The organism is Donghicola sp. XS_ASV15 (assembly GCF_041224595.1).
In the GTDB taxonomy this organism is placed as follows: domain Bacteria; phylum Pseudomonadota; class Alphaproteobacteria; order Rhodobacterales; family Rhodobacteraceae; genus Donghicola.
On record NZ_JBGFGN010000073.1, the window covers coordinates 1 to 25,923 of the forward strand.

Sequence of the window (25,923 nt, forward strand, 5' to 3'; positions counted from 1 at the left end):
CCATGTTGGTTTTGGTCATCGGGGTCTCCGTGTGGTTCGTGGTTGAAGCGGTCAAACTCCACCTCGACCATACACCTCGATGGCCACCCGGGATTACACCGTTGGCGGTGCGGAAATTACACCACGTGCTCGGACACTAACTGCCGATGGACAAGCTGCGAGAGCTGCAGGCTTTGTGTCGCTCTGCCGATGATGATGCACGTTGGTTGATTGCACTGGTCTCCGATACGGGTATGCGCCTCGCAGAAGCTGCGGGATTGACGCGTTCCGACATTGTACTGAACGGAGTAGTTCCCCATGCTGTGGTTCAGGAGCACCCTTGGAGGCGTTTGAAGACAGCAAGCAGCGCTCGGAAGGTGCCGTTGGTTGGGGAAGCTCTTTGGGCGGCACAGCGCATTGTTTCTGCAGACTCTGGTTCGAAGTATGCTTTTCCCCGCTACAACAAGACAGGGAAGACCAACGCTAACTCAGCCAGCGCTGCCTTGAATAAGTGGATGAAGTCGCATGTGCCAGAACGTTGCACCATGCACAGCTTTCGCCATTCCATGCGGGACCGTTTGCGGGCTGTCGAGTGCCCCTCGGCTATCGTCGATCAGATTGGAGGATGGCAGACCGAGGGCGTGGGCCAAGGCTATGGCAAGGGCTACCCCATTGAAGTTCTTTGGAAATGGCTGGAGAAGACCGTGTGAATGGTCTCCGACATGGTCTACGGTGGTTCCAACCTGGGTTAAAGTCGAGGCAAAACAATGGCTTGTGGGTTGCAGGTGCCAACGACTGCCGGACGCCAAATGGCGCGGCGATTTTCTCATATTTGAACTTTCAAATCACCGGCCCCCTTTGCGTGGCGGGACAGTTTGGTAAATAGAACATATAGTGAACATTCGAGTCGGAGGTTCATTGTGAGTCGCGAGATACTGTCCGTTTGGTTCCTGCGTCTGGCCAGCCAGCGCGCCCTGCGTCGCCGTTCGGTGGCGGGGCCTTTTGCTGTGGTCGGGCGGAATCGCGGGTCAGAGCAGGTTACATGTCTGAGCATGGCTGCCTCGCGGGCCGGATTGCAGGCGGGAATGGCCTTGGCCGACGCGCGGGCCATGTGCCCTGATTTGACGACCGTGCCCGCCGATCCGCGCGGGGATGCGCGATTCTTGCGGATGCTGGCGCGGTGGGCGGGGCGGTATTGCCCTTGGGTCGGGCTCGAAGGCGAGGACGGGCTGGTGCTGGATATCACCGGATCGTCGCACCTGATGGGCGGGCCAGAGGCGTTGATGGCTGACCTGCGTCAGCGTCTGATGCGAGCCGGGTTCACTGTGCGGCTGGGGGTGGCCCCGACGCGAGGGGCGGCGTGGGCGCTGGCCCACTATGACGAGGGGATCGCGCTGGGGGATCAGGTGCGCGCGCGTCTGTGGCCTTTGCCCGTCGGGGCGTTGCGGCTGGAGGATGACGTGATCGAGGGGCTCGCCCGTCTGGGGGTGCGCAAGGTGGCGGATCTGGCGGCCTTGCCCCGTGCGACGGTGGGACGCCGGTTCGGGCAGCAGCCTTTGGTCCGGTTGGATCAGGCGCTGGGGGGGCAGCCCGAATCCATCACACCGGTAGCAGAGCGCGAACGCCCTGCCGCACGGTTGACCTTGGCCGAGCCCATTGGCCGGACCGATGACGTCATGGAGGGGGTGCGGCATTTGCTGGCGCAGCTCTGTCCGCAGCTCGAAGAGAGCGGAGAGGGTGCGCGAACCCTGTTGCTGACCCTGCGGCGGGTGGATTTGCGCGATGCCTCGGTCGAGTTGCGACTGGCGCGGCCTATGCGCAAGCCCGAGGATATTGCGCCCCTGTTCGCCAAGGGCGTGGACGAGATCGACGCGGGCTATGGTATTGACCAGATGCGGCTGGAGGCGACGGTGGCCGAGGCGTTGCCGCCTGAACAGGTGACGGCGCATTCGGTGCCCGGTGATATTGCGCGGGCGGGGGCCTTGGCCGATCTGATGACGCGGCTCGGTGGGCGCTTGGGGTTGGAAAACGTCCTGCGCTGGCAACCGGCAGAGAGCCATATTCCAGAGAGGGCGTTCAGCACAGCAGCGGCCGCGTGGTCCGAACCGGCGGCGGTCTGGCCCGATGTGCCACGGGCGCGGCCTGTGCTGATCTTTGCGCCCGAAGCGGTGGGCTGGTCGGGCGCGCGGGCCGTGCCGCGCCGGTTCCGGTGGCGGCGGATGGACCTTCACCTGCTAGAGGCTGAGGGACCAGAGCGGATCGCGCCCGAATGGTGGCTGGACGATCCTGCGTGGCGGTCGGGCCTGCGGGATTATTGGCGCGTGCAAACCCGCGAGGGCTGGCGGCTGTGGATGTTCCATACGCCCCAAGACCCTGCGTGGTACGTGCAGGGGCTGTTCTGATTTGCCATGACCTACGCCGAGCTTGCTGTCACAACGAACTTTACCTTTCTGCGCGGGGCCTCGCACCCCGAGGAAATGGTCAGCCGTGCCGCCGAACTGGGGCTGGAGGCTGTGGCCATCACCGACCGCAATTCGCTGGCTGGTGTGGTGCGGGCGTGGTCTGCCTTGCGGGAACTCAAACGCACGGCCGAAGAAGAGGGCGCGACTGTGGTCATCCGGTCTTCGGTCGGGGTGGATCCGTCGAGCCGTCAGCAGTGGCAAAGGCCCGAGACGGTGTCCGCGCAAGTCCTGCATCTGCCGCGCCTGATCGTGGGATCGCGGATCGTCTTGCGCGATTGCGAGGCGCATATTCTGGCCTATCCGATGAACCGCGACGGCTATGCACGGCTGTCGCGGCTGCTGACCTTGGGCAAGCGGCGCGCGGACAAGGGGGGCTGTGATCTGGGCTTTGCCGATCTGCTAGAGAATTGCGCCGATCTGGTGATGGTCGCCCTGCCCATGACTGCCCCCGAAGATGCGCGAATGCTGGGGCAGTTGACGCAGTTGGCGCGGGCGGCACCAGGGCAGCTCTATTTCGGGGCGGCGCCGCGGTATGACGGGACGGATGCGGCCCACTTGGCGGGATGTGCGCGGGCGGCGCAGGCGTGTTCGGCCCCGATGGTTGCGCTGAATGATGTGCTGATGCACCACGCCAGCCGCCGCCAGATGGCCGATGTGCTGACCTGCCTGCGCGAGGGGCTGGTGATCGACCGGATCGGCCAGCACGCGCTGCTGAACGCGGAGCGCAGACTGAAAAGCCCCGAGGATATGGCCCGCATCTTTGCCGCCTATCCCGCTGCCTTGCGCCGCACGACAGAGGTTGCGGGCCGCTGCGCCTTTGACCTGTCAGAGCTGTCCTATGAATACCCCGACGAAATCGCGGACGGCGAAACGCCTCAGGCGCGGCTTGCGCGGTTGGTCGAGCAGGGCTTGCGGCGGCGCTACCCCGCGGGGATCGCCGAACGCACCCGCATGATGGTCACCAAAGAGCTGCAACTGGTCGAAAAGCTGGGCTTTGCGGCCTATTTCCTGACCGTTCATGACATCGTGGAATTTGCCCGCAGTCAGGGCATCCTGTGTCAGGGGCGCGGGTCGGCGGCGAACTCGATCCTCTGTTACGCGCTCGGCGTGACCGAAGTGGGGCCAGAGGTGATCACCATGGTGTTCGAGCGGTTTGTCAGCGAACAGCGGGGCGAGCCGCCGGATATCGACGTGGATTTCGAGCACGAGCGCCGCGAAGAAGTGATCCAGCACATCTACGAGAAATACGGACGGCACCGCGCGGGCCTGTGCGCCACGGTGATCCATTTCCGCAGCCGCGCCGCCATCCGCGAGGTCGGCAAGGTCATGGGCCTGAGCGAGGATCTGATCGGCGCGCTGGCGGGGCAGGCCAGCGGGTGGTCCCGCAGTGGTTTGGACCCCGAGCGCGTGCGCGAATTGGGGCTGGACCCAAATGACCGGCGGCTGGCCCTGACCCTGCGTCTGATCGGCGAGATCACAGGCTTCCCGCGCCACCTCTCGCAGCATGTGGGGGGCTTTATCATCACGCGGGGGCGGCTGGATGAGCTATGCCCGATTGAAAACGCTGCGATGGAGGGGCGCACGGTCATTGAATGGGACAAGGACGACATTGATGCCTTGGGAATTCTCAAGGTTGATGTGCTGAGCCTTGGGATGCTGACGTGCATCCGCAAAAGCTTTGACCTGATCGCGGGGCAGGGCGGACCACGCTACACGCTAGAGAACCTGCCGCGAGAGGATGCGCGGACCTATGACATGCTGTGTGCCGCAGATGCGATCGGGGTGTTTCAGGTGGAAAGCCGCGCGCAGCTGAACTTCTTGCCGCGAATGCAGCCGCGCCAGTTCTATGATCTGGTGATCGAGGTCGCCATTGTCCGCCCTGGTCCCATTCAAGGCGGCATGGTGCATCCCTATATCCGGCGGCGTCAGGGACAAGAGCCTGTGATGCTACCCTCCGAAGACCTGCGCAATGTCTTGGGTAAAACGCTGGGGGTGCCGCTGTTCCAAGAGCAGGCCATGCAGATCGCCATCGTCGCGGCGGGCTTCAGTCCGGGCGAGGCGGACCGTCTGCGGCGCAGTCTGGCGACCTTTAAGCGGATGGGGACGATCAGCACGTTCCGCGACCGGTTTGTGGGCGGGATGCTGTCGCGGGGGTATACGCCTGATTTCGCAGAGCGGTGTTTCAGCCAGATCGAGGGCTTCGGAGAATATGGTTTCCCCGAGAGCCACGCCGCCAGTTTCGCGCTGCTGGTCTATGCGTCCGCCTGGCTGAAACGGCACCATCCGGCAGCGTTCGGCTGTGCGCTGCTGAATTCGCAGCCCATGGGGTTTTATGCCCCCGCGCAGATCGTGCGGGATATGCGGGACCACGGGATCGAAATCCGTCCCGTCTGCGTGAACATGAGCGACTGGGACAACACGCTGGAACGCAGGCCCGATGGGCAATTGGCGGTGCGACTAGGGTTCCGGCAGGTCAAAGGTCTGCGTCAAGAGGATGCCCAATGGATCAGCGCGGCGCGCGGCAACGGCTATGCCAGCGTCGAGAGCTTGTGGCGCCGTGCTGGCGTGCCCCCCGTCGCGCTGGAAAAGCTGGCGCAGGCCGATGCCTTTGCCGATCTGCGGCTGCGGCGGCGGGATGCCCTGTGGCAGGTCAAGGCCCTGCGGGCCCCCAAACCCTTGCCTCTGTTCAGTGACCTCAGCCAAGAAGAGGGGATCATCGAGCCGGACGTGAACCTGCCCGCCATGACCTTGGGTGAAGAGGTCGTGGACGACTATCTGTCCTTGCGCTTGTCCCTGCGCGCGCACCCGATGGAACTGCTGCGGCCCCATATTCCGAACCTGTTGGCCCACGAGCGGCTGACCACGGCGCCCTTGGGGCGGACGTCGGTCTGCGGGCTGGTGATCACGCGTCAGCGGCCCGGCACGGCCAGCGGAGTGATCTTTCTGACGCTGGAAGACGAGACCGGCACCAGCAACGTGGTCGTCTGGCCCAAGGTCTACGAACAGTTCCGCCGTGCTGTCATTGGCGGGCGTCTGGTGCGGATCAACGGCTATATCCAGCGCGAGGGGCAGGTGGTTCACGTCATCGCCCAAGAGGTCGAGGATCTGTCGTGGATGCTGTCGCGCCTGTCTGATCCCGAAGGTCCGCAAAAGCCCGAAACATGGCAATCCGGCCCGCCAGCCCCCCGTGCACGGCATCCGAGAGAACAAGCAAAGCGGCTCTTTCCCAGTCGGGATTTCCACTAGGGATTGTCACAAAAGCGTCACGAACGCTGTAACGAAGGTTCACATCCCGGTGATAGCCAAAAGCATAGAGCTTTGCCCATACGGTGCAGGGCCTGTGCTATATTTTTGGAGCGACCTATGAAAAAGACGATTGCAGTCCTTCTGGCAGCCACCGCGATGACCTCTGCAGCCTATGCAGAGAGCCTGACCCGCGTTGCGACCGTCCCGCTTGATGGTGAAATCACCGGCCTGTTCGAACAGGGCAGCGACCTGTTCTTCAACGTCCAGCACCCCTCGGACGAACTGAACAGCACCTTTGCCAAAGCTACCGTCGGCGTTGTGTCGAACGTAAACTGGGACGCTGCTGAGTCGGCTGTACCGACCGACATGGAAGGCAAGTCGTCGGTTGTGACCTCGTTGGGTGACTACCAGATCCTGATGCAGGAAGGTGACAAGAACGTCGCCGGCATCATCAAATCGATCGCGGGCGAAGAGCTGCTGATCTCGAACGACCCCGACTTCAACGGCTATGTGCCGACTTCGGACAACGAAGGCTTCTTGTTCACCAACTGGGAAAACCGTCCCGGTGGCATGTCGCGCGCCGCGCTGACCCGTGACGCAGATGGCCAGTGGACCGTTGGCGACATCGAAATGGTCGACTTCTCCAAAGTGGGCGGCACATGGGTCAACTGCTTTGGCACCGTATCGCCTTGGGGCACGCCGCTGACCTCAGAAGAGCTGTACTTTGACGAGACTGCCGAGTGGAACAACCCCGAGTACAAGTACCACGAAGACAACCAGATGCTGGCGACGTATCTGGGCGAATACCCGAACCCCTATAACTACGGTTTCATCGTCGAGATCACCGATCCCGCAGGCGAAGCGACCCCCGTTAAGCGCATGGCGCTGGGCCGCATGAGCCACGAAAACTCGGTCGTCATGCCCGACCAGAAAACCGCCTACACCACATCGGACGGCACCGGTCAGGCGTTCTTCAAGTTCGTTGCGGACACTGCGGGCGATCTGTCCTCGGGCACGCTTTACGCGGCCAAGCTGACTCAGGAAGCGGACGCAGGCGCAGACGCGGCCACCACTTCGTTCGGCATGGAGTGGATCGAACTGGGCCACGCCTCTGAAGACGAGATCGCAGGCTGGGTTGCTGAATACGACGGCATCAAGCCCGAAGACTTTGTCGCTGGCGAAACCAACTACATCTCGGACGAAGACGTTGCGGCATGGGCCAACGGCGAAGCTGCAGATGCTCGCGTTGCATTCCTAGAATCGAACAAAGCTGCCGCTGCCATCGGCGCGACCGCAGAATTCCGCAAAATGGAAGGCGTGAACATCAACCTCGACGCAGCGGCTGACGGTTCGGTTCCCTACATGTACGTTGCAATGTCTGAAGTTTCGAAAACCATGTCGGATGGCGAAGGCCACATCGACGTTGCCGAAAACAAGTGCGGCGTCGTTTACGAGATGGAACTGGACGCAAACTTCAACGTCTCCAAGATGGTGCCCGTCGTTGCAGGCCACGGCTACAACGGTGACGCAGAAATCAACCAGTGCCCCGTCGACTCGATCTCGAACCCTGACAACCTGCTGGTTCGTGCCAACGGCTCGGTCATCATCGGCGAAGACACCGGCAAACACGAGAACAACGCTCTGTGGATCTGGACCAAAGGTCAGCAGTCGTAATCGACGCGGACTAGGCGAATTTGCTGAAGGGGAGGGCACTCTGTGTCCTCCCTTTTCTTTTTCCGACCAAATAAGTCGGAAACTCTTTACCTGACTTCTTTGATCGGGTACCCACAGCGCAACGAACCGCGATTTGAACTTTTACAAGGGATTCGACATGACGCTTCGCGCCACACTTCTTGCTTCGGCAATGACATTTGCAGCCACAGGTGCCATGGCCGTTGAGGCTGATGACGTTTTGAACAACTACGCCGACATCGCTCTGGCGGGTTACGAGGACAGCCTGACCCTGGCCAAAGACCTGAAAACCGCGGTTGATGCGCTGGTCGCAAACCCCAGCGAAGAGACACTGGCTGCGGCCAAGGTAGCTTGGCTGGCCGCACGCGTGCCCTACCAACAGACCGAAGCGTTCCGTTTCGGCAACCCCACCGTCGACGAGTGGGAAGGCAAAGTGAACGCATGGCCGCTGGATGAGGGCCTGATCGACTACGTTGACCCCATGTTTGGCGGCAACGACGAGAACCCCTTCAGCCTTGCCAACGTAATCGCAAACCCCAGCTTCGAGGTTTCGGGGACCACCATTGACGCTGCGACCATCACCCCTGCCGTTCTTGAATCTCTGCACGAAGTGGACGGCATCGAAGCGAACGTGGCCACCGGCTATCACGCGATCGAATTCCTGCTGTGGGGTCAGGACCTGAACGGCACCGAGCATGGCGCAGGCAACCGTCCCGCGACCGACTTTGACACCGAGAACTGCACCAACGGCAACTGTGACCGCCGCGCGCAGTATCTGGTGGCTGCGACCGATCTTCTGATCACCGATCTGGAAGATGCTGTCGCCAACTGGAGCGCTGATGGCCAAGGCCGCGCAGACGTGACCGCCGACGGCACCGAAGGTCTGGTCATGGCCTTCACCGGTCTGGGTTCGCTGTCCTATGGCGAACAGGCGGGCGAGCGTATGAAGCTTGGCGTTCTGCTGCACGATCCCGAAGAAGAGCACGACTGCTTCTCGGACAACACCCACAACAGCCACTACTACGACGGTCTGGGCATCCGTAACGTCTATACCGGTCGCTATGTGCGCGTGGACGGTTCGGTCGTCGAAGGCCCCTCGCTGAACGATTACGTCGCAGAGCGTGACGCAGATCTGGCGTCGAACTTGATGGCAGACATCAACCACACCATGATGCAGCTGGGCGCGATCAAATCGACCGCCGAAGCCGGCACAAGCTACGACCAGATGCTGGCCGCAGGCAACGAAGCAGGCGAAGCGCTGATCATGTCGGCGGTTGACGCGCTGGTCGCGCAGACCCGCAACATCGAACGCGCCGTAGCGGTTGCCGGCCTCGAAGGGGTCTCGGTCGAAGGGTCGGACAGCCTCGACGATGAAGCGGCTGTGTTCCAGTAATTACACCTGACTGGGGCGCCTTTCGGGGCGCCCTCTTTTTCTTGTGTCGGAGACGTAGAATGATCGTTTGTAGCTGTCAGAATATCACCGACCACGACATTAACGCGGCGGTTGACTGGATGCGGGCCTCGGACCCGAGCATCGTGATTACGCCCGGCCGGATTTATCGTGCCCTGGGTAAAAAGGCGGACTGCGGGGGGTGCATGCCGCTTTTCTTGTCGACCATGAAACGCAACGAAAGATACGCGGTGCCGCGGCTGGACAAACCCGTTGCCGTGCCACAGCTTAGGCGAACCACTACGGCCAACGGAGGTTAGAACCCATGAAGGGCGACGAAAAGGTCATTGAGTACCTTAACGCAGCATTGCGCAGCGAACTCACAGCAATCAACCAGTACTGGGTGCATTACCGCCTGCAAAAAGACTGGGGTCTGGGAAAACTGGCTGCGAAATCCCGCGAGGAAAGCATCGAAGAGATGAACCACGCGGACAAGTTGATCGACCGCATTATCTTCCTCGAAGGGCATCCTAATCTGCAAAAGCTTGATCCGCTGCGGATTGGTCAGAATGCCAAAGAAACTCTTGAATGTGACCTCGCCGGAGAGCATGACGCCCGTACCCTCTACAAAGAGGCGCGCGACCACTGTGACAGTGTTGGCGACTATGTTTCGAAGAACCTCTTCGAAGAGCTGATCGCCGACGAGGAAGGCCATATTGATTTCCTTGAGACCCAGCTTGATCTCTACAACCGCATCGGCGGAGAGCGTTACGAAATGCTCAACGCGGACTCTGCGGACCAAGCAGAAAGCTAAGGCGCTCTGGCTGCTGGCAGGGGTGACCTTTGCCAGCGCCGCCGGGGCAGAGCCCCACCTGAACGTCGTCCCGCGCACCGCCGCAGAGGCGGCGCGCATCGCCGCTGTGACCGCGCCCACGACCGACTTTTCCCAGCCCGAACAATTCGAAACACATCCCGCTGGGGCTGCGACCAAGTTCGACATCCGCACCCGCGATGCGTTTTCCTTTGCTTCTGCGAACATGCCGTTTGAGCGGGAATTGGATTTCAAGGTCGGCAACGGGTTCTTCAAGAAGCTCTGGGTGACGGCGCCGTCATCGACCGTCTCCAGCGACGGGCTTGGGCCGCTCTATAATGCGCGGGCCTGCCAGCGTTGCCACATCAAGGATGGTCGCGGCCATCCGCCCGAGGGGGCAGAGGACGAGGGCGTTTCGATGTTCCTGCGCCTGTCGATCCCCGCCGAACAGAGCGAACTGGCCACCGACACGCTTGCCTATCTGGGGGCTGCGCCAGAGCCGACTTATGGTCTGCAACTCCAGGACAAATCCATCCCCGGCATTGCGCCCGAGGGGCAGATGCAGATCACCTATTCAGAGGTGCCCGTGACCTTGGGCGATGGCTCTGTTGTTACCCTGCGCGCGCCCGAATATGACGTGGTGGACCTGCAGTCCGGCCCCTTGCATTCCGACGTGCAACTCAGCCCCCGCATAGCCCCACAGATGATTGGTCTTGGTTTGCTCGAGGCGATCCCCGCAGCTGATATCCTGACCAATGCGGACCCTGATGATGCGGATGGCGATGGGATTTCCGGCCGCCCGAACATGGTCTGGAACCATGAGTTCGACCGCGAAATGCTGGGTCGGTTCGGGTTGAAAGCAGGCTCTGCAACCATTCGCGAACAAAGTGCCATGGCGTTTCACGCGGATATCGGATTGTCGACGTCCATGTTCCCCGAAGGCTATGGCGAATGCACCGCCGCGCAATCCGTGTGCCGCGCCGCGCCCGATGGCAACACGCCCGAGCAGCAGAACCTCGAGGTCTCGGATCAGGTGCTGGATCTGGTGACCTTCTACAGCCGCAATCTGGCCGTGCCCGCCCGCCGCAATCCCGGCGATCCCGAGGTCCTGCGCGGCAAAGAGCTGTTCTATGATGCGGGCTGCACCAGCTGCCATACCCCGAAATTTGTGACAGATCGTCTCAATGACCAGCCGGAACAGAGCTTTCAGTTGATCTGGCCCTACACCGATATGTTACTGCATGACATGGGACCGGGCCTTGCCGACAATCGGCCAGAGTGGCAGGCCAATGGCCAAGAATGGCGGACGCCGCCGCTCTGGGGAATTGGTATGATCCAAACCGTCAGCGGGCATACGTTTTTTCTACATGATGGGCGCGCCCGTAATCTGCTTGAAGCAATTCTGTGGCATGGGGGCGAGGCTGAAGCCGCTCGTGAAACGGTCCGCCTCATGCCAGCCGCAGATCGCGGCGCATTGATAAAATTTCTGGAGTCCTTGTGACAATGACCGTCAAACCCATCCTGTCCGCCTTGGTCCTTTGTGCTGTTGCAGGAACATCTGCGGCGCAGTCGATCGCAAACAAAGAAGCGCCGGGCGTCGCGCTGGAAACCCACTCCGAGGAAACGGGCCTGCCTTATTTCGCGCCGGGCCGCGGTGTGGTTGATCACGATGCCATCCGCCGCCGCGTGCTCGAGGTGTTTGACCGCCAGTTCGGTTCCTTTGTGACCGAAACACAGGCATTGACCGACGCGGCGCTGGCTTATTGCGAAGGCACATCCGACGAGGCGGCCTTCAAGGCGCAGTTCCGCGACACTTGGATGGCTTGGGCGCCGTTAGACAGCTACCAGTTTGGCCCAATCGAAAGCCAAGGCGCTGCGCTGACCGTGAATTTCTGGCCGGACAAAAAGAATTTCGTGGGCCGCGCCCTGCGTGATCTCTTGAATAAGACGGCCGAAGAGCAAGCCGATCCGGCGGTTGTGGCGGGCTTGTCCGCGGGGGCCCAAGGTCTGCCCGCGATTGAAATGCTGACCTACACCGATGGGGTGGAGCCATGTCCTGCGGTGGTCGGAATTTCGGGCAATCTGCACCGGATCGCGGTTGACCTGCACGATGGTTGGTTCGCCGAGGGCGGCTGGGCTGATCTGGCGCGGGCTGCTGGACCAGATAATCCGGTCTACCTTGATGCGTCAGAGTTCACCAAAGTCGTTTATACCGCGCTCGATTTCGGGCTGACCCGCATCGCGGACACACGGCTCGGGCGACCCTTGGGCACCTACGAACGCCCCAATCCAAAACACGCGGAGGCATGGCGCTCGGGCCTGACCAACGACATCATTGTCGCGCAGCTCAAGGGCATCGAAGAGGTCGTGCGCTTTGGGTTCGCTGGTGACATCGCCGAGAATAACCGCTCTTGGATCTACACCGTGTTCGAGCAAACCGAGGGCCGCGTCGACAGCATCGGCACACCCGTGTCAGAGGCTGTGACCGATCCCATGTCCTATATCCGTGTCGAGGGGCTTCAAAGCAAAGTGCAGTACCTGAAGGGGGAAATGGACCAAGAGATTGGACCGAACCTAGGAGTAGAGACCGGCTTCAGCGCAGCAGACGGGGACTGAGATGAAACGCCGCCACTTTCTGATCTCTGGCGCTGCTGGGGCTGCCCTGTCGATGGCACGGCCCTCTTGGGCCATGGCGGGTGCACCGGCCTACCTGACAGCGGCATCCAAAGAGGGCAACTCCACTTGGCTCGTGGGTTTGACCGAACAGGGTGACGTGGTCTTTGAACTGCCGATCCCGTCGCGCGGGCATGCGGCAGCGGCCCATCCTTTCCTTGCTGAGGCTGTGGCGTTTGCCCGTCGTCCAGGCCGGTTCGCTGTGGTTTTGGACTGCGCCACAGGGTCGGAGATCGCGCGCCTCGATAGCCCAGAGGGGCGGCATTTCTACGGGCATGGCGCGTTCACGGCGGATGGCAAGCTGCTGCTGACCACGGAAAATGCCTATGACGTGCCCGATGGCCGTCTTGGTGTCTGGGACGCCGAAGATGGTTACAAGCGGATTGGTGAGTTGCCCTCTGGCGGGATTGGTCCGCACGAGATGATCCGCTTGGCCGACGGCAGTTTTGCCGTAGCAAATGGCGGAATGCAGACCCATCCTGACTATGATCGTGCGGTCCTGAATATTCCATCCATGAAGCCGAACCTGACCTATCTGGATGCGCAGGGGGAAATCGTGGATCAGGTCGAACCGCCCGCCGACATGCGCTTGAACTCGATCCGTCACATCGCGGCGGACGACACGGGCCGCGTGGTGATCGCCCTGCAATGGCAGGGCAATCCGTTGACCGCCGTGCCCCTGATGGCCAGCCATCGCCGTGGCGAGGATTTGGCCTTCTTTGACCATCCCGAAACTGTACGGCTCAAGCAATACGCGGGCAGTATCGCGATCTCGGCGGATGGTTCCGAAATCGCGGTGACGGGCCCGAAGGGCGGCCATGTTCTGTTCTTTGACGGCCAAACCGGTGCTCCGATCAATGGTCGCGCCTTGCCCGAAGCCAGCGGCGTCGCGCAATTCGGCGACCGGTTCGCGATTACGCTCGCGGGTGGCTTGCTCGAAGGGGGCGCGTCGGGGGGCAAGATGCTAGATGTCGCTGGGGGCTACAGCTGGGACAACCATCTGGTGTCGATCCGACGCGTTTGATTGCGGACCTCGCCTCAGACGAACGGATCGTCCGGATATCCAACCTTGGACAGATACAGGCCCTGCGGCGGGCTGACCGGACCACATGCGGCGCGGTCACACGCCTCCAGCGCGGATTTTACGTCAATGGGGTCCCATGATCCAGCGCCGACGCGCTCGAGCGTGCCGACAAAGCTGCGCACTTGGTTATGCAAGAAACTGCGGGCGGCCAAATGGAACCGGAACTCGGTGCCGCTCTCGGTTTCGATCTGTTCGATGTCCAGTTTGTCCAGCGTTTTCACCGGTGAGGCCGCTTGGCAAATCGACGCGCGGAACGTGGTAAAGTCATGCAGACCCAGCAGGTGCTGTGCGGCTTCTTGCATGGGGTGCAGGTCCAGCGGCTGGGTCACTTGCCATACGAAACCGCGCAGGTGCGTCGCGGGGGCACGGCGGTTCAGTAGGCGAAAGATGTACTGCCGCTCCGTCGCGGAAAAGCGGGCGTGCCAGTCGTCGGCCACACGGCGACAATCGCGGATCGACACGGGCAGGGGCTTGAGGTGGAAATTCAATGCCTCGGACAGGCGGAACGGATCCCAATCTTTGTCCATGTCACAATGGGCGACCTGACCATAGGCGTGAACCCCTGCATCGGTGCGGCCTGCGGCGGCGATGGTGTGGTCACGCTTTTCCAGACGCGCGAGCGCGGCTTCGATCGCCCCTTGGACCGAGGGCTGGTCGGCCTGCCTTTGCCATCCGGCAAAGGGGGCTCCGTCATATTCCACAAGCAAAGCGTATCTGGGCATGGGCGCGATGTAGCGGGCGATCGCAATTAGGGCAAGCAACCTTCGCATTCCCCGAATTCAGCTACTGGTTTTACGGCCATGCGATGCTTAGGTTGTGCCGCGAAGAGGGAGGCGACTACATTTGGTCATCGGGCGGATTGCAGACGAACTGACGCGCGGCGTCGAAGGCATTACAGGCAGCATCAACGAAGCACTGTTTGAACCCGTGATCCGGCTTGGGGTGACGGGGCTCGCGCGTGCGGGCAAGACGGTGTTCATCACTTCGCTCGTGGCGAACATGCTGGACCGTGGGCGCATGGGCCACCTGACCGCCGCCGCAGAGGGGCGCATTCTGGCGTCCTTTCTCCAGCCGCAGCCCGATGTGACGGTGCCGCGGTTCGAGTATGAGTCCCACCTGTCCGACCTGACTTGCGCGCATCCCCATTGGCCCGACAGCACGCGGGCCGTCAGCGAGCTGCGCCTGTCAATGCGGATCAAACCGAATGGGCTGATCGGCGGGCTGTCCGGCCCGCGCACAGTGCACCTGGATATCGTGGATTATCCGGGCGAGTGGCTGCTCGACTTGGGCCTGTTGGACCAAAGCTATGCGGAGTGGTCGGCGAGTGTCCTGCGCCGTCTCGAGGGGCGGGCGCTCGGCGCGCCTTACGTAGATATGGCGCGGGGCACGGACACCGCCGCCCCGTTGGACGAAGTGGTCGCACAAACTCTCGCACGGACCTTTACAGCGTATCTTCATGCAGCGCGGGCAGACGGGTTCTCGGACTGCACGCCGGGCCGCTTTTTGTTGCCCGGTGATCTGGCTGGATCACCCGTGCTCACTTTTGCGCCGCTGCTGAAGCCCGACAACGCGCCCCGTCGCAGCCTGTGGCGCGAGATGGAAACACGGTTCGAGGCGTACAAGGCCCGCGTCGTCAAACCTTTCTTCCGCGAGCATTTTGCGCGGATCGATCGGCAGGTGGTGCTTGTGGATGTGCTTGGAGCCCTGCATCGGGGCCCCGAGGCCATTCAGGATATGCGCGACACGATGCAGGGCATTCTGGGCTCGTTCCGCCCCGGCCGAAATGATTTCCTGACCCAGCTCTTGCGCGGCAAGCGGGTCGAGAAAATCCTCTTCGCGGCGACCAAAGCGGACCATTTGCATCACAGCCAGCACCAGCGCCTGACCGCCATCATCGAGGAATTGACCCGAGAGGCTCGCGAGCGTGCCCGCTTTGCCGGTGCTGAAACCGCGGCGATGTCTATCGCGGCGCTGCGTGCGACAACCGAAGAGAGCCGCCAGCACAATGGCCAGACCTTGGATGTGGTGCGCGGCAAGTTACTAGAAGACGGGCGGATGGCCGCCCTGTATCCCGGCGAACTGCCTGCCGACCCCCGTGTATTGTTGAACGGGGAAGAGGGCGGTTGGCTGGAAGGTGATTTTGAAGCCATGCGCTTTGCTCCGGCCCCGCTGACCCTGCGGCCGGGGGACGGTCCGCCCCATATTCGACTGGACCGTGCGGCGCAATTTTTGTTCGGGGATCGTTTATGAGTTTTTATTTACGGCCTGCCCATGACCTCGATGCGGGGAAAATGGGTGCGATGTTGACCGAGTTTGTGGATCAGACCGCGTGGTTGCCTAAAGTGCGCTCCAGCGCCGAGGATATCATGTATTGCGCCACCATGATTGAGCGGGGCTGGGTGACGATCGCCACTGCGGACCGGCCCATGGGCTTTATCGCGTTGGCCGATGACGAGATTTTGGCCCTGTATGTGGCGCCGGATGCCCGCCGCAATGGAGTGGGGCGGCAGTTGATGAGCTACGCCAAAGAGCGATCGGATCGGCTGCGGCTGTGGACGTACAAGGCAAACACCGTGGCGCGTGCTTTTTACCGCCTGTCGGGTTTCAAAGAGGTCGGGCGCACCGACGGCGATTACAACGACGAAGGGCTGCCCGACGTCGAGTACCTGTGGGAAAGGGGTGCTGAATGAGCAAAGGACCGGTCCTTTTCGATCTGGACACGCCAACGACCGTCGAAGCAGATACGCCCAATCCGGCGCAGGCAGAACCTGTGCCCGATCTGGGTCCCGACGCGCCAGAAGGCCGCGCGATGCAAACTGTCGCTGTTTTGGCAGCGCGCAAGCCCTCGGTATTGGCGCGGTGGTTCTGGGGCCTGCTCGTGTCAGTGATCGGGGCGATGATCTCGATCGCGGCATGGAATTTCGTGACCGATCTAATTGCGCAGAACGTTATTCTGGGCGCGATTGTCACTGGATTGATCGCGGCCTTCGTTCTGGTGTGTCTGCTTATTGTGATGCGCGAGCTCGGGGCTATTGCTCGGCTGTCACGTATCGACAAGATTCAGCATCAGGCCAACACCGCCATCGAAGGGCAGGACTTGGCCGCTGCGCGCGCTGTCGTGCGGGACGTGGAGCGTCTGTATGCAGGGCGCGATGACCTGCGCTGGGGTCGCGACCGCCTAAAAGAGCGCAAAGACGATGCGATCGAGGCTACAGATGCGCTGGCTCTGGTCGAGCGTGAACTCTTGGCCCATCTTGATGCGCAGGCAGTCAAAGAGGTCGAGGTCGCCGCCCGTCAGGTTGCGACGGTGACCGCGATGGTGCCTTTGGCGTTGGCAGACGTCGTGGCGGCAATGACCGCGAACCTGCGGATGATGCGCCGTGTGGCCGAAGTCTACGGCGGGCGCGGGGGCCTGTTGGGCAGCTGGCGCTTGGCGCGCGCTGTGATGACTCATCTTGTGGCGACGGGCGCCGTGGCTGTGGGCGATGACATGCTGGAGCCTCTGATCGGGGGTAGCTTGCTGGGGAAACTTTCGCGCCGCTTCGGCGAAGGTTTGGTGAACGGCGCTCTGACCGCCCGCGTGGGAATCGCCGCGATCGAAGTCTGCCGACCCTTGCCCTTTATCGTCGAGAAAAAGCCCTCTGCGCGGGTGGTCGTCCAGCGCGCGCTAACTGGATTTTTCAAGAAATAGAATGCCCTAACTACCCGAGTAATTCGGTCAAGTATTTGTTTTGAAACAACTTATTGACGCGGTCTGCGCGGTCGGCTATCCCTGACATCAACGAGGCAGCCAGCAGTACGCCAGCCCCCTCTCAGCTCTTCAGCCCCCTAGAACCAGCACGCTCGCGCCGCAGCCACCTTTTGGTCGCAACGTTGCCAGCCCGCCAGCTTCAGGTAGCCCATCAGCCAAATCCTGATCTTAGAACAGCTTGGGCACCGCGTCCTTGGGCGCGTCCCGATCCGCCACGCCAATCCGCATGCCAGCGCCGATCCGATGGGCCACAGCCGACCACTTCTCGGCCACCTCGGGGTGCAATTCCTCGGCCACCACCTCGTCAAACAGACCCAGCCAATGCGTGAACATGTCGGCCTTGATCTCGGGCGTTTGCAGGTGGGTGCGCATGGGAAAGCCGTTGTAGTTCCGCTCTTGCAGCAGGGCATTGCGCCAGAAGCGGCTGATCTTGTCCTCGTGTGCGGGCCATGCGTCGGGCGCGATCCGTCCGTTGAACACAGGACCAAGCACGGGATGGACCCGCACCCGCTGGTAGAAGGTGGTCACAACGCGGTCGATATCGGGGCCGGTGAGGGGCTGGGGCATACGGCGACTCTCTGACTGGAACAGAGATCAGGCTATCCCCCGTGCTGCACCGCCGCAACGTGTCGATGCATCGCAGCGCTTTACGCCCCGTTTTCTGCATCATATAAGGCGGCCATGACATTCGTGATGGCGATCATTATTCGAATTATCAGCCCGGCGCTCTGATCCAAACGAGCCGCCGGGACAAGGCGTATGGGATACCGCGCCGCCGCACCCTCTCAGACATAAAACATGACCGAAGGACGCCACACATGTGCGCCGAAACGCCCGACTACAAAGACACTCTGTTCCTGCCCAAGACCGACTTCCCCATGCGGGCCGGTCTGCCCAAGCGAGAGCCCGAATGGCTGGCCCGCTGGGAGAAAATGGACATCTACCAGCAGCTGCGTGACAAGGCCGAGGGCCGCGAGCCCTTTATCCTGCATGATGGCCCTCCTTATGCGAACGGCAACCTGCATATCGGTCACGCCCTGAACAAGATCCTCAAGGATTTCATCGTGCGCAGTCAGCAGATGCTGGGCCGCGAGGCACGCTATATCCCCGGTTGGGACTGCCACGGTCTGCCCATCGAATGGAAGATCGAAGAACAGTACCGCAAGAAGGGCAAGAACAAGGACGAAGTCCCTGTCGTCGACTTCCGTCAGGAATGCCGCAAATTTGCCGAGGGCTGGATCGACGTTCAGCGCAAGGAATTCAAGCGTCTGGGCATCACCGGCACGTGGGACGATCCCTACCTGACCATGAACTTCCACGCGGAGCGCGTGATCGCCGAAGAGTTCCAGAAGTTCCTGATGAACGGCACGCTGTATCAGGGCTCCAAGCCTGTGATGTGGTCGCCCGTGGAAAAAACCGCGCTGGCCGAGGCAGAGGTCGAGTACCACGATCACCAAAGCCACACGATCTGGGTGCCCTTCCGCTTCCAGAACGCTGGCGGCGATCTGGAGAGCGCGCGCGTCGTGATCTGGACCACCACCCCTTGGACCATCCCGTCGAACAAGGCAGTCGCTTACGGCAACGGCATCGAATACGGCCTGTACCGTGTGGACGCGACCCAAGAGGAAAGCTGGACCAACCCCGGCGATCTGTACCTTTTCGCCAACACTTTGGCTGCTGACGCGCTGGAAAAATCCCGCGTGACAGAATTCACCAAGGTTCGCGACGTCGCCCCCAGCGAATTCGAAGGTCTGATCTGTGCCCACCCGTTCAACGGCATCGACGGGGCCGACGGCTTCTGGGACTACGACGTGCCCATGGTCGACGGTGATCACGTGACCGACGACGCTGGTACCGGCTTTGTGCATACCGCCCCCAGCCACGGTCAGGAAGACTACGAAGTCTTTGTCGCCCGCAACTGGATCGAGCGCATGACCTATAACGTGGGCGAGGAATCCGAATTCCTGGACCACGTGCCGTTCTTTGCTGGTCTGCAGGTCTTTGATCGCAAAGGCAAAGAGGGCAAAGCCAACACCACCGTCATCGCCAAGCTGGTCGAGGCCGGCGGGATCATCGCCCGTGGCCGCATGAAGCACAGCTACCCACACTCGTGGCGTTCCAAAGCGCCGGTCATCTACCGCAATACGCCCCAGTGGTTCGCGGCGATTGATCGCGAGGTTGGCGACGGTCAGGACACCTACGGCAAAACCATCCGCGAACGTGCCCTGACCAGTATCGACCAGCTGGTAAAGTGGACCCCGCAAACAGGCCGCAACCGCCTGTATTCGATGATCGAAGCACGCCCTGATTGGGTTCTGTCCCGCCAGCGCGCTTGGGGCGTCCCGCTGACCTGCTTTACCAAAGTCGGCGCGAAGCCGCAGGACGAAGACTTCCTGCTCCGCAACGAAGAGGTCAACGCGCGTATCAACGAAGCCTTCGAGGCCGAAGGCGCGGATGCATGGTACAAAGAGGGCGCGAAAGAGCGCTTCCTTGGCAACGTGGTGAACCCTGACGACTACGAGCAGGTGTTCGACATCCTCGATGTGTGGTTCGACTCCGGTTCGACCCACGCCTTTGTTCTGCGTGACCGTCCCGATGGCGCGGCGGACGGCATCGCGGACCTCTACCTCGAGGGCACCGACCAACACCGCGGCTGGTTCCACAGCTCGATGCTGCAGGCCTGCGGCACCAAGGGCCGTGCCCCCTATCGCGGCGTGCTGACCCACGGCTTCACGCTGGACGAAAAGGGCAACAAGATGTCCAAGTCGCTCGGCAACACCGTGTCGCCCGAAGACGTCACCAAGCAATACGGCGCCGATATCCTGCGTCTGTGGGTGGCCCAGTCCGACTACACTGCCGACCTGCGCATCGGGCCGGAAATCCTGAAGGGCGTGGCCGACAGCTATCGCCGTCTGCGCAACACCATGCGCTTCCTGATCGGCAGCCTTGATGGCTTCACCGAAGCAGAGCGTCTGGATGTGGCTGACATGCCCGAACTGGAGCGCTGGGTCCTGCACCGTCTGGCCGAGCTGGATCACAAAGTCCGCACCGGCTACACCGCGTACGACTTCCAAGGCGTGTTCCAGCAGTTGTTCAACTTCTGCACTGTTGAGATGTCGTCGTTCTACTTCGATATCCGCAAGGACGTGCTCTATTGCGATGCGCCCGACAGCACTCGTCGCCGCGCCGCCCGCACGGTCATGGACATCCTATTCCACCGCCTGACCACATGGCTCGCGCCGATCCTGACCTTCACTATGGAAGAGGTTTGGCTCCAGCGCTTCCCCGGTGATGACAGCTCGATCCACCTACAGGACATCCCCGCAACGCCCGCCGACTGGCTGGACGAACCGCTGGCGGCCAAATGGTCGAGCGTACGCAAAGTCCGCCGCGTGGTGACTGCTGCACTCGAAGTTCAACGTACCGACAAAGTCATCGGTGCCTCGCTCGAAGCGGCCCCGATCGTCCACGTCGAAGACGCAGACACCCTCGCGGCCCTGAAAACCGTCGCGTTCGAGGATATCTGCATCACCTCGGGTATCGCCTTGACCGCAGATCCCGCACCGGCAGAAGCGTTCCGCCTGCCTGACCAAGCCGGCGTCGGTGTGGTCTTTGAAAAGGCAGACGGCGAGAAGTGCCAGCGTTGCTGGAAAATTCTGCCGGATGTGGGCACCCACAGCCACGCAGCGACCTGCAAACGCTGCAACGACGCACTCGGCTAAAACAGAAAAGGGCGCCCGAAACGGCGCCCTTCTTTCATCTTTGCCAAAATACTCCGGGGGTCCGGGGGCTGGCCCCCGGCGCTTACCCCTTTGGGCGTTCCGGAAAAATTTGCTGCACAATCCCCACCAGAACCAGATAGATCGAGCTGGCCCCCAGCACCCAACCGGCCCAACTCGCAGGATGGAAATCGACCCATGCCGCCCACGCCGCAGAGACGGTCCAGATCAGCGCAATCGGCAAGGAGACTGCCCGCCAGCGTTTCGTGCGCACGGGGTGGATAAAGCGCAGGTTCAAAAACATCGCTACGGCCAACACGATCACCAGACCCACAATAAACTCGGGCGAAGGCTTCAGCGCGAACAACGGCAGGATCGCCATGTTCCAGCAACCGGGGAAGCCGCGAAAGCTCTTGTCTTCGGTCTTCATGCGCGTGTCGGCATAATAGAGCGCGCTCGTGTAAGTGATCACCATGATCGCAAGCCAGCCCATCCAGCCGGGCAGCAAGCCAGACTTGAACAGAGCATAGGCTGGGATAAACACATAGGTCAGGTAGTCGATGATCAGGTCCATCAACACGCCATCAATCTCTGGGGCGTTCTTGCCGACCTCGTATTTCCGCGCCAAAGGTCCGTCCACGCCATCTACGGCAAAGGCAACAACGAGCCAGAGCACCATCATGGACCAGTTTTGCTCTACGGCGGCCAACATGGCGAGCATCGCGATGCAGGCACCGGTCGCGGTCAAAAGATGTACGGATATTGCGGCGGATCTGAGTTTCATCGGTTGTTCATGCAGCATTGGGGTGCACGGTGCAACCGTCACCCGCGTTTCGCTCGGGGGTGGGCGGCAGAATACACGTCCAGAAGCCGTGCGTTGTCGACACCTGTATAAACTTGCGTCGTCGAGAGGGCCGCGTGCCCCAACAATTCTTGGATCGCGCGTAGGTCGCCGCCCGCATTTAACAGATGCGTCGCAAAGCTGTGCCGCAGGGCGTGGGGCGTGGCCGAAGAGGGGAGGCCAAGCTGCATCCGCGTCGTCTCCATGGCTTTGCTGATCACGCGTGCGTTCACGCCGCCGCCACGCGCGCCGCGAAATAGCGGCTCCTGCGGCCCCAGGTCATACGGGCATTCTTTGACATAATCGGCCACCGCCTGACGGGCGGCGGGGATGACAGGGACAATGCGTTCTTTGCCGCCCTTGCCCACAATTCTCAGGGCATCGGGCAGGGGGGCGTCTGCGCCTGTCAGGCCCAGCGCCTCTGAAATGCGCAGGCCGCAGCCATATAGCAAGGTGACGATCGCAACGTCTCGGGTGCCGACCCACCCCTCGCGGGGCAGAGTGCCAACAGTGTCGATTACAGCTTTGGCGGCATCCTCGGTCAGGGGGCGGGGCAGGGGACGCTGTGTGCGCGGGGCACGAGTTGAGAGGACAGTGGTCGGGTCAAACCCTTCGCGTTCTGCCAGCCAACGGAAGAAAGTCTTTACTGCTGACAATCGTCGCGCAAGGCTGCGCGCGCCTGTCCCGCGGGCACGCTCATTCGCCATCCAAGACCGCATGTCCGAAGGGGCGATGCGCAACAGCGGGCCAAGCCCTTCGGCGCCACCGTGGTGCGCGGCGAGGAAGGACAGAAAACCGGCCACATCGTTGGAGTAGGCCTCGATCGTGTTGTCAGAGGCGTTCTTTACCCCGCGCTCATGCGCCAGCCAATTGGCCAGCGCATCCCGCTGCGCGGCAGAGATCAGGCTCATGCCAGCCAGCGGCGCATGGTCCGTTCGAAAACGCCAGCAAAGAACTCCAATAGGTCCGCGCCCTGCTGCGGAGTGAACTGGTGTGGGTCTTCGGCGCCCATTACCAGCATTCCGGGCAGGCGGCCCGCGCCGAAGTTTAGGCGCAAGCAGGCTTCGGACCGGATGTCGGCGTATTTGTCACCGTGTACGCGGCTGTCACCCGATTGGATCTGGCGCAGAGTGACTTGGCGTGTTTGCCCGCCGCGGCCCATGGTCAGATAGTCACGAACGAACCCCTCTTCGGCAGAGGACAGCACGTTGCTCAGGCGTTTAATCGCAGGCTCTTCGGCGCTCTGGCGGGTTTCCAGAACTAAACGCAGGCAATCCACGCGCAGGATTTGCGAAACCTCGCTGCCCAGATTGGCAAGGAAGTCTTCGAACGTGACAGGGTCCAGCATGGCCAGAACCGCGCGGTGCACCTGATTGGTCCCAGCAAGGTTCTCGTAGGCGGCTGCGATCACGCTGCGATGAGTGTCCTCCAGCCGGTCCAGACGGCTTTCCAGTCGTTCCATCGCCAAGCCGCGCAGGTCGACGATATTGCTGCCCATCGCCCGCTCATTGGCGGCGATCAGCGCGTGCATTAGATCGCGATCGTCCAGAATGAGGTCCGGCTCCGCGAGAATGCGGTCGCGCAAGGGTGTTTCAATCTTTTGCGTACTGCTCATGACATGTGCCTGCTTTTTTTAGTTACAGGCGTTATAACACAACAGAAGTCGCCGCACCTTGTTTTATTGCCACTATCGTAAAGGGCGGGCCATCTGTTGCCTGAAAGACTCCTTAACAGAACACAGTGGCGGAAATCCGCGGGTTGGCCTTCTGGATTGAACCCGATAGGCGATAGACAAGACCCTGATCCACAGACAGGAGCCACAATTTGGAGCCGGTATTTTTCCAAGCAGGTGAACCTTGTGCGGTGCTGACAACGCAGCCGCTGGACCGGGCTTTGGATTATCTTGCCCCCGAAGGAGGCTGTTGGACAGGGGCCTATGTTGAGGTGCCCTTGGGCCCCCGCCGTGTGCTTGGGGTCGTTTGGGGCCCTGCCGCTGGTGACTATGATCGCGCCAAATTGCGTGCAGTGCAGCGGGTCCTAGAGGTTCCGCCCATGCGCGAAGAGTTGCGCGATTTCATTCTCAAGGCTGCCGAGTACACGCTGACCCCTTTGCCCGCGATGCTGCGGCTGGCCACGCGTGCGCCCGGACTAAGCGATGCGCCGGCCACCCGACGAATCTACCGGCTGGGGGAGGGCGCGCCAGACCGGATGACTGATGCACGTCAACGGGTGCTGAGCGTGATGCAGGACTATGGCGGGCTGGCGTTCACGCAACGGGAACTGGCTGACACAGCAGGGGTCACGACCTCTGTCATCAAAGGCTTGGTAAAACAAGGCGTTCTGCGCGAGGAGGATGCCCCCAAGGACCTGCCGTTTCAGCGGCTCGACCCAGAACACAATGGCAAAGAGCTGACCGAGGATCAATTGGCCGCCGCATCGCGGTTGAGCGAAGGTATCGTCAGTGGCACCTACGGTACAACGCTGCTGAAGGGTGTGACAGGCTCGGGTAAAACCGAAGTTTACCTCGAAGCCGTCGCGTCCTGTCTGAAAATGGGGCGTCAGGCTCTGGTGCTTTTGCCCGAAATCGCGCTGACCGCAGAGTTCCTAACGCGTCTCGAAGCCCGTTTCGGCGGCAGGCCCGCGGAATGGCATAGCGGCGTGACGATGACAGAACGTCGCAGGACTTGGAAAATGGTTGCCGAGAATGGTGCCCAAGTTGTGGTCGGTGCGCGGTCCGCATTGTTTCTGCCTTTTCGCGATCTGGGGCTGATCGTTGTCGATGAAGAACACGATACCTCTTACAAACAAGAGGACGGTGTCCTGTATAATGCCCGCGACATGGCGGTGCTTCGCGCGAGTTTGTGCTCTGCTCGCGTGGTGCTCGCCTCGGCCACTCCGAGCCTTGAGACATGGGCAAACGCGGAAGCCGGCAAATATGAACGACTTGATCTGACATCGCGGTTCGGTGAAGCTGTGATGCCGGAGATGCGTGCAATCGACATGCGGTCGGATACGCTTGCCGCGAGCACGTGGATATCGCCCACATTACGTAAGGCAGCGTTGGATCGCATCGCTCTGGGCCAGCAAACCCTATTGTTTCTGAACCGGCGCGGATATGCACCTGTTACCATCTGCCGTGCGTGCGGTCATCAAGTGGCCTGCCCCCATTGCGATGCGCGGATGGTTGAGCATCGGTTCCTAAAGAGGTTGATGTGCCATCAGTGTGGGGAAACAACCCCCATGCCCGAGAGCTGCCCGAGCTGTCATGTGCCCGAAAAATTGGCTCCTGTTGGCCCCGGGGTGGAGCGACTGGCCGAAGAGGCGGCGAGCGTCTTTCCCGAGGCCCGTATTGCGGTCTTGTCTTCGGACCTGTTTGGCAGTGCGCGTGCTCTGAAAGAAGAAATCCAACGTATTGCAGAGGGTGGCGCGGATATCATTATCGGAACGCAAATGGTGGCCAAGGGACATAACTTTCCAAATCTCACATTGGTAGGGGTGATCGATGCGGATTTGGGGTTGCAAGGGTCTGACCTCAGGGCCGCCGAGCGCACGTTCCAGCTGATGCGGCAGGTGGCCGGTCGGGCAGGGCGATCGCAGCTTCGCGGGCTGGCATTGTTGCAGACCTTTCAGCCAGAGCATCCGGTGATCCGCGCGATCCTTTCGGGGGACGAGGAGGGCTTCTGGCAAGCCGAAGCCGCCGAACGCCAAGCTGCCGGCGTTCCCCCCTATGGCAGGATGGCGGGGGTCATTGTTTCGTCAGAGGACATAAACGAGGCCTTTGATGTGGCAAATCAGCTTAACCGAAACTGTGAGTCACTGCGGAGAGTCGGAGCGCAGGTGTTCGGGCCTGCGCCGGCTCCTATTGCGCGAATCAGGGGACGGCACCGCGTCAGATTGTTGGTCAAGTCTGCTAAAGGGGTGGCCTTGCAAAAGGCAATCGCCCTCTGGGTGCGGAATGTAAGGGTAAAAAACACAACGAGGTTGACAATAGACATAGACCCGCAAAACTTTCTGTAGGTGCACGCTTTCTTTGTGCATGATGCATAGGTTATTATATTTTTGTCTAACGAGTCTGGTTTGTTATGGTCACATCAAAGGTAAACTGGGACGACTTCCGGTACGTCGCAGCCTAGCGCGGTTAGTGTCCGAGCACGTGGTGTAATTTCCGCACCGCCAACGGTGTAATCCCGGGTGGCCATCGAGGTGTATGGTCGAGGTGGAGTTTGACCGCTTCAACCACGAACCACACGGAGACCCCGATGACCAAAACCAACA

The 25,923-nt window shown here is 61.3% G+C and carries 20 protein-coding genes; 15 read left to right on the forward strand and 5 right to left on the reverse strand.

The window, feature by feature from the left end; translation table 11 throughout:
• Nucleotides 1-146: 146 nt before the first annotated feature.
• The 10 genes from AB9K37_RS01705 (at nt 147) to AB9K37_RS01750 (ending at nt 13,277) form a co-directional block, all read left to right on the forward strand.
• Entirely contained in the window at nt 147-689 is a 543-nt protein-coding gene (locus AB9K37_RS01705) for a tyrosine-type recombinase/integrase (RefSeq protein WP_369835273.1), read from the forward strand.
• Nucleotides 690-899: 210 nt separating this feature from the next.
• Nucleotides 900-2,381: a DNA polymerase Y family protein gene (locus tag AB9K37_RS01710; RefSeq protein ID WP_369835274.1), complete on the forward strand. Its 1,482-nt coding sequence runs from the start codon at nt 900-902 to the stop codon at nt 2,379-2,381.
• Nucleotides 2,382-2,387: 6 nt separating this feature from the next.
• Nucleotides 2,388-5,687, forward strand: coding sequence for an error-prone DNA polymerase (locus AB9K37_RS01715; protein ID WP_369835276.1), 3,300 nt, complete (start codon nt 2,388-2,390; stop codon nt 5,685-5,687).
• Between the two features lie 117 nt (nt 5,688-5,804).
• Complete coding sequence (locus AB9K37_RS01720; protein ID WP_369835277.1) at nt 5,805-7,361, forward strand: alkaline phosphatase PhoX; 1,557 nt, start codon at nt 5,805-5,807, stop codon at nt 7,359-7,361.
• A gap of 157 nt (nt 7,362-7,518) precedes the next feature.
• Nucleotides 7,519-8,772, forward strand: coding sequence for an imelysin family protein (locus tag AB9K37_RS01725; RefSeq protein WP_369835278.1), 1,254 nt, complete (start codon nt 7,519-7,521; stop codon nt 8,770-8,772).
• Between the two features lie 59 nt (nt 8,773-8,831).
• Complete coding sequence (locus AB9K37_RS01730; RefSeq protein ID WP_369835279.1) at nt 8,832-9,089, forward strand: bacterioferritin-associated ferredoxin; 258 nt, start codon at nt 8,832-8,834, stop codon at nt 9,087-9,089.
• A 5-nt stretch (nt 9,090-9,094) separates the two neighbouring features.
• Nucleotides 9,095-9,583: a bacterioferritin gene (gene bfr, locus AB9K37_RS01735; RefSeq protein WP_369835280.1), complete on the forward strand. Its 489-nt coding sequence runs from the start codon at nt 9,095-9,097 to the stop codon at nt 9,581-9,583.
• A 22-nt stretch (nt 9,584-9,605) separates the two neighbouring features.
• Nucleotides 9,606-11,081, forward strand: a complete 1,476-nt coding sequence (locus tag AB9K37_RS01740) for a di-heme oxidoredictase family protein (protein WP_369835293.1) — start codon at nt 9,606-9,608, stop codon at nt 11,079-11,081.
• Between the two features lie 2 nt (nt 11,082-11,083).
• Nucleotides 11,084-12,196 (forward strand): imelysin family protein, encoded by a 1,113-nt coding sequence (locus AB9K37_RS01745; RefSeq protein ID WP_369835281.1) that lies wholly within the window; start codon nt 11,084-11,086, stop codon nt 12,194-12,196.
• 1 nt (nt 12,197) lies between these two features.
• Nucleotides 12,198-13,277 carry a DUF1513 domain-containing protein gene (locus tag AB9K37_RS01750; RefSeq protein ID WP_369835282.1) on the forward strand — a complete coding sequence of 360 codons (1,080 nt, stop codon included), beginning with the start codon at nt 12,198-12,200 and terminating at the stop codon, nt 13,275-13,277.
• 14 nt (nt 13,278-13,291) lie between these two features.
• Here the strand turns inward: AB9K37_RS01750 and truA are convergent, their stop codons facing one another.
• Nucleotides 13,292-14,059: a tRNA pseudouridine(38-40) synthase TruA gene (truA, locus tag AB9K37_RS01755; protein ID WP_369835294.1), complete on the reverse strand. Its 768-nt coding sequence runs from the start codon at nt 14,057-14,059 to the stop codon at nt 13,292-13,294.
• A 121-nt stretch (nt 14,060-14,180) separates the two neighbouring features.
• On the opposite strand from truA, the gene AB9K37_RS01760 reads away from it, so the two are divergent.
• From AB9K37_RS01760 to AB9K37_RS01770, 3 genes are read left to right on the forward strand one after another with little or no spacing between them, the layout of a single operon-like run.
• Entirely contained in the window at nt 14,181-15,587 is a 1,407-nt protein-coding gene (locus tag AB9K37_RS01760) for a YcjX family protein (protein WP_369835283.1), read from the forward strand.
• Nucleotides 15,584-16,027: a GNAT family N-acetyltransferase gene (locus AB9K37_RS01765; protein WP_369835285.1), complete on the forward strand. Its 444-nt coding sequence runs from the start codon at nt 15,584-15,586 to the stop codon at nt 16,025-16,027. Before AB9K37_RS01760 ends, AB9K37_RS01765 begins: the two co-directional genes overlap by 4 nt.
• On the forward strand, nt 16,024-17,028 hold the full coding sequence (locus AB9K37_RS01770) for a YcjF family protein (protein ID WP_369835286.1): 1,005 nt from the start codon (nt 16,024-16,026) through the stop codon (nt 17,026-17,028). The genes AB9K37_RS01765 and AB9K37_RS01770 overlap by 4 nt, the downstream gene beginning before the upstream one ends.
• A 228-nt stretch (nt 17,029-17,256) precedes the next feature.
• Here the strand turns inward: AB9K37_RS01770 and AB9K37_RS01775 are convergent, their stop codons facing one another.
• Nucleotides 17,257-17,655, reverse strand: a complete 399-nt coding sequence (locus AB9K37_RS01775) for a group III truncated hemoglobin (RefSeq protein ID WP_369835287.1) — start codon at nt 17,653-17,655, stop codon at nt 17,257-17,259.
• 251 nt (nt 17,656-17,906) lie between these two features.
• Here AB9K37_RS01775 and ileS point away from each other — a divergent pair, with 251 nt between their 5' ends.
• Nucleotides 17,907-20,810, forward strand: a complete 2,904-nt coding sequence (ileS, locus tag AB9K37_RS01780) for an isoleucine--tRNA ligase (RefSeq protein WP_369835288.1) — start codon at nt 17,907-17,909, stop codon at nt 20,808-20,810.
• Between the two features lie 82 nt (nt 20,811-20,892).
• Here ileS and AB9K37_RS01785 read toward each other — a convergent pair whose 3' ends face one another.
• Genes AB9K37_RS01785 through AB9K37_RS01795 form a run of 3 tightly spaced genes read right to left on the reverse strand, consistent with a single transcriptional unit; the run spans nt 20,893 to nt 23,263 of the window.
• Nucleotides 20,893-21,591: a phosphatidylcholine/phosphatidylserine synthase gene (locus tag AB9K37_RS01785; protein WP_369835289.1), complete on the reverse strand. Its 699-nt coding sequence runs from the start codon at nt 21,589-21,591 to the stop codon at nt 20,893-20,895.
• A 38-nt stretch (nt 21,592-21,629) separates the two neighbouring features.
• A complete protein-coding gene (locus AB9K37_RS01790) occupies nt 21,630-22,559 on the reverse strand; it encodes a tyrosine recombinase XerC (RefSeq protein ID WP_369835290.1) in 930 nt (309 codons plus the stop codon).
• On the reverse strand, nt 22,556-23,263 hold the full coding sequence (locus tag AB9K37_RS01795; protein ID WP_369835291.1) for a DUF484 family protein: 708 nt from the start codon (nt 23,261-23,263) through the stop codon (nt 22,556-22,558). Before AB9K37_RS01795 ends, AB9K37_RS01790 begins: the two co-directional genes overlap by 4 nt.
• 209 nt (nt 23,264-23,472) lie before the next feature.
• Between AB9K37_RS01795 and AB9K37_RS01800 the strand changes: the two genes are divergently transcribed.
• Nucleotides 23,473-25,665 carry a primosomal protein N' gene (locus AB9K37_RS01800; protein ID WP_369835292.1) on the forward strand — a complete coding sequence of 731 codons (2,193 nt, stop codon included), beginning with the start codon at nt 23,473-23,475 and terminating at the stop codon, nt 25,663-25,665.
• Nucleotides 25,666-25,923: the final 258 nt, after the last annotated feature.

Coding starts and splice junctions, on each gene's coding strand:
- AB9K37_RS01785 (WP_369835289.1), bottom strand. CDS start 21,591: ATGAAACTCAGATCCGCCGCAATATCCGTACATCTTTTGACCGCGACC.
- AB9K37_RS01730 (WP_369835279.1), top strand. CDS start 8,832: ATGATCGTTTGTAGCTGTCAGAATATCACCGACCACGACATTAACGCG.
- AB9K37_RS01750 (WP_369835282.1), top strand. CDS start 12,198: ATGAAACGCCGCCACTTTCTGATCTCTGGCGCTGCTGGGGCTGCCCTG.
- AB9K37_RS01715 (WP_369835276.1), top strand. CDS start 2,388: ATGACCTACGCCGAGCTTGCTGTCACAACGAACTTTACCTTTCTGCGC.
- AB9K37_RS01720 (WP_369835277.1), top strand. CDS start 5,805: ATGAAAAAGACGATTGCAGTCCTTCTGGCAGCCACCGCGATGACCTCT.
- ileS (WP_369835288.1), top strand. CDS start 17,907: ATGTGCGCCGAAACGCCCGACTACAAAGACACTCTGTTCCTGCCCAAG.
- AB9K37_RS01775 (WP_369835287.1), bottom strand. CDS start 17,655: ATGCCCCAGCCCCTCACCGGCCCCGATATCGACCGCGTTGTGACCACC.
- AB9K37_RS01705 (WP_369835273.1), top strand. CDS start 147: ATGGACAAGCTGCGAGAGCTGCAGGCTTTGTGTCGCTCTGCCGATGAT.
- AB9K37_RS01770 (WP_369835286.1), top strand. CDS start 16,024: ATGAGCAAAGGACCGGTCCTTTTCGATCTGGACACGCCAACGACCGTC.
- AB9K37_RS01745 (WP_369835281.1), top strand. CDS start 11,084: ATGACCGTCAAACCCATCCTGTCCGCCTTGGTCCTTTGTGCTGTTGCA.
- bfr (WP_369835280.1), top strand. CDS start 9,095: ATGAAGGGCGACGAAAAGGTCATTGAGTACCTTAACGCAGCATTGCGC.
- truA (WP_369835294.1), bottom strand. CDS start 14,059: ATGCCCAGATACGCTTTGCTTGTGGAATATGACGGAGCCCCCTTTGCC.
- AB9K37_RS01790 (WP_369835290.1), bottom strand. CDS start 22,559: ATGAGCCTGATCTCTGCCGCGCAGCGGGATGCGCTGGCCAATTGGCTG.
- AB9K37_RS01765 (WP_369835285.1), top strand. CDS start 15,584: ATGAGTTTTTATTTACGGCCTGCCCATGACCTCGATGCGGGGAAAATG.
- AB9K37_RS01795 (WP_369835291.1), bottom strand. CDS start 23,263: ATGAGCAGTACGCAAAAGATTGAAACACCCTTGCGCGACCGCATTCTC.
- AB9K37_RS01725 (WP_369835278.1), top strand. CDS start 7,519: ATGACGCTTCGCGCCACACTTCTTGCTTCGGCAATGACATTTGCAGCC.